Consider the following 2,882-nt stretch of genomic DNA (forward strand, 5'->3'; position numbering starts at 1 on the left):
TCTGCGCCGGCGCTGCGGATGGAGGAACTCGTCCCGCTGGTGCGCCGTATCTGGAACCTGCATGAGGGCCCGATCCGGCACGAGGGCCGCTTCTACCGGATGAACCTGGTCCCGACCGAGCGCGTCGCGCCACCCAAGCGCGACATCCCGATCATCACCGCCGGTGTGCGTCCCCGGATGTGCGAGGCCGCCGGCCGGGTTGCCGACGGGTTGGCCGGCCACCCGCTGTTCACCACCACGTACGTCGAGGAGGTCGTCAAGCCGGCGATAGCCAGAGGCGCCGCGCACGCCGGCCGAAACGCAAAGGACGTGGAGATCATCTCGATGGTGATGTGCTCGATCCACGACGACCCCGACATAGCGCGGCGTGAACTCGCCCAGCAGATCGCCTTTTACTCCTCGGTCAAGACCTACGACACGGTGCTCGACGTCAACGGTTTCGCCAAGGAGGGTCAGGTGATCCGCGACGCGTTCGCCCGGCGTGACTTTCCGGCCATGTTCGACGCGGTCTCCGACGAGATGATCGACACCATGGGCGTCGCCGGAACTGCCGACGACGTCCGTGCCGGGTTGCGGCGCTACGAGGGCGTCCTCGACCACATCATGGTTTATCCGCCCTCGATCGGCATTGCCGCCGAACGTGTTCGGGAGAACCTCGATGCGCTGATCGCGCAATGTTCGCCCGCTCGACGAAGGCCCTGAACATCAGAACCCGGTGCCGTGCACCTCGTGTCCGGGTGTTTCGACCATCAGCCCGCGGTAGGCCTGCTCGACGTTGGAGCCGTGGTTGACCACACCGTCGACTTCGCGGGCGATCGGCATGTTGAGCCCGTACTGGCCGGCGAACTCCATGACCACGCTGGCGGCCCGGACCCCCTCGGCCACCTGGCTCATCGACGCGATGATCTCGTCGATCGCCTTGCCCGCACCGAGCTGTTCACCGACGTAGCGGTTGCGGCTGCGCTGGCTGGTGCAGGTGACGATCAGGTCGCCCATGCCGGCCAGGCCGGCGAACGTATCGCGGGCCCCGCCCATCGCCTCGCCGAGCTTGCCCATCTCGCGCACCGAGCGGGCCATCACCATGGCCCGGGTGTTCTCGCCGATCCCCAGCGAGTAGCCCATCCCGACGGCGATGGCGTAGACATTCTTCAACGCGCCGGCCAGCTCGACACCGGTCACGTCGTCGGTGGTGTACACCCGAAAACGCCTGGTGCGGAACAATAATGCGAGCTCTGCCGCCAGATGCTGGTCCGGCATCGCCAGCACCGCCGCCGCCGCGTAGCCTTCGGCCACCTCGCGGGCGATGTTGGGGCCGGCAAGAATGCCCGCCGGATGCCCGGGCAGCACCTCGTCGACGATCTGCGACATCCGCATATTGGTGCCCTGCTCTAAGCCCTTGACCAGGGAGACCACCGGCACCCACGGCCGCAGTTGGGCGGCCAGCTCCTCGAGCACCCCGCGGAACCCGTGCGAGGGCACGGCCATCACGACGACGTCGGCGCTGCCCGCGGCCTCGGCGAAGTCGGTGGTGGCACGCAGCGTGTCGGAGAGCACCACGTCGTTACCGAGGTAGCGGTGGTTGCGGTGGTTGTCGTTGATGTCGTCTGCGGTTTGCTTCGATCGCACCCACTGCAGGGTCGGTGCGCGCCGAGCACAGATTGATGCGACGGTGGTGCCCCAGGAGCCGCCGCCGAGCACCACCACCTTCGGTTTGCGAAGAGCAGCTGCCATGATGCTCAGCGTATTGCCGGCGCTGCCGGCGCACCGGAAGTTCGCGAAGTTACCGCTCTTAGCCGGCCAGCCGCGCCCGATCGGCGGCGCGGCCGAACACCATCGACTCCTCGATCCGGTCGAATGTGTTGTCGATGGCGTCGGCGAAGTAGTTCTGCCGGACGTTCCAGGGTCGTTTGGTCCCGGATTTGGGCAGCGCGTGCGGGGAGCGCATCACGTAGCCGGCCTGGATGTCCCAGGACGGCTTCTCGACCATCGGCTGGTCGCCGCGATGCGGGTACGCGTGGGTGTAGCCGTGAGAGCGCATGTAGGACAGCAGCTTCGCGGTCGCCCGTGCGGTGATGTCGGCGCGCAACGTCCATGACGCGTTGGTGTAGCCCACACACCAGAACAGGTTGGGCACGTCCTCGAGCATGTGCGCCTTGTAGACGAAGCGATCGGCCGGCTTGACTTCGGTGCCGTCGATGCTGACCCGCACACCGCCGAGCGCCTGCAGTTGCAGACCGGTGGCGGTGACGATCACGTCGGCGTCGAGGCGCCCGCCGGATTTCAGGGCAATGCCGGCGGCGTCGACGTGGTCGATATGGTCGGTCACCACCTCGGCGCGGCCCTCCGTGATCGCGACGTAGAGGTCGGCGTCGGGGATCAGGCACAGTCGCTGGTCCCATGGGTTGTATCGAGGTTTGAAGTGGGTGTCGACGTCGTAGCCCGTGGGCAGGTTGCTCACCGCGGTCCGACGCAGCAACCATTTCATCAACCATGGCGTCTTGCGGGCAAAAAACCAGATCATTCCTTCAAAAAATGCATAACGCATGTGATTGAGCAGATGTGCTGCCTTGCGCGGCAACACTTTCCGGGTGATCTCCGCGAACGGGCTGAACCTCGACGCCGAGATGAGGTAGGTCGGCGAGCGCTGCAGCATGGTCACCTTGGCGGCCTGCTGCGCCAGTGACGGGATCAGTGAGACAGCGGTGGCTCCACTACCGATGACGACCACCTTCTTGTCGGCGCAGTCCAGGTCGTCGGGCCAATGCTGCGGATGCACCACCGGCCCGGCGAACTGCTCGATGCCGGGGAACTCGGGTGTGTAGCCCTCGTCGTAGTTGTAGTAGCCGGATCCGAAGAAGACGAACCGGGCGCGGTAGGTCTTG

At 66.1% G+C, this 2,882-nt stretch carries 3 protein-coding genes; 1 reads left to right on the top strand and 2 read right to left on the bottom strand.

Translation table 11 applies throughout. The features are described 5' to 3' along the window. The coding region (locus AC2VOP_RS21215; protein ID WP_486962795.1) for an LLM class flavin-dependent oxidoreductase at positions 1-702 on the top strand (702 nt) is incomplete at its 5' end. A 3-nt stretch (positions 703-705) separates the two neighbouring features. Here the strand turns inward: AC2VOP_RS21215 and AC2VOP_RS21220 are convergent. Continuing rightward, a complete protein-coding gene (locus tag AC2VOP_RS21220) occupies positions 706-1,731 on the bottom strand; it encodes an NAD(P)H-dependent glycerol-3-phosphate dehydrogenase (RefSeq protein WP_486962796.1) in 1,026 nt (341 codons plus the stop codon). A 58-nt stretch (positions 1,732-1,789) separates the two neighbouring features. Then, on the bottom strand, positions 1,790-2,882 hold a 1,093-nt coding region (locus AC2VOP_RS21225; RefSeq protein ID WP_486962797.1), incomplete at its 5' end, for a flavin-containing monooxygenase.

The sequence above is a fragment of the Mycobacterium sp. TH-M106 genome (genome assembly GCF_057473765.1).

Coding starts and splice junctions, on each gene's coding strand:
- AC2VOP_RS21220 (WP_486962796.1), bottom strand. CDS start 1,731: ATGGCAGCTGCTCTTCGCAAACCGAAGGTGGTGGTGCTCGGCGGCGGC.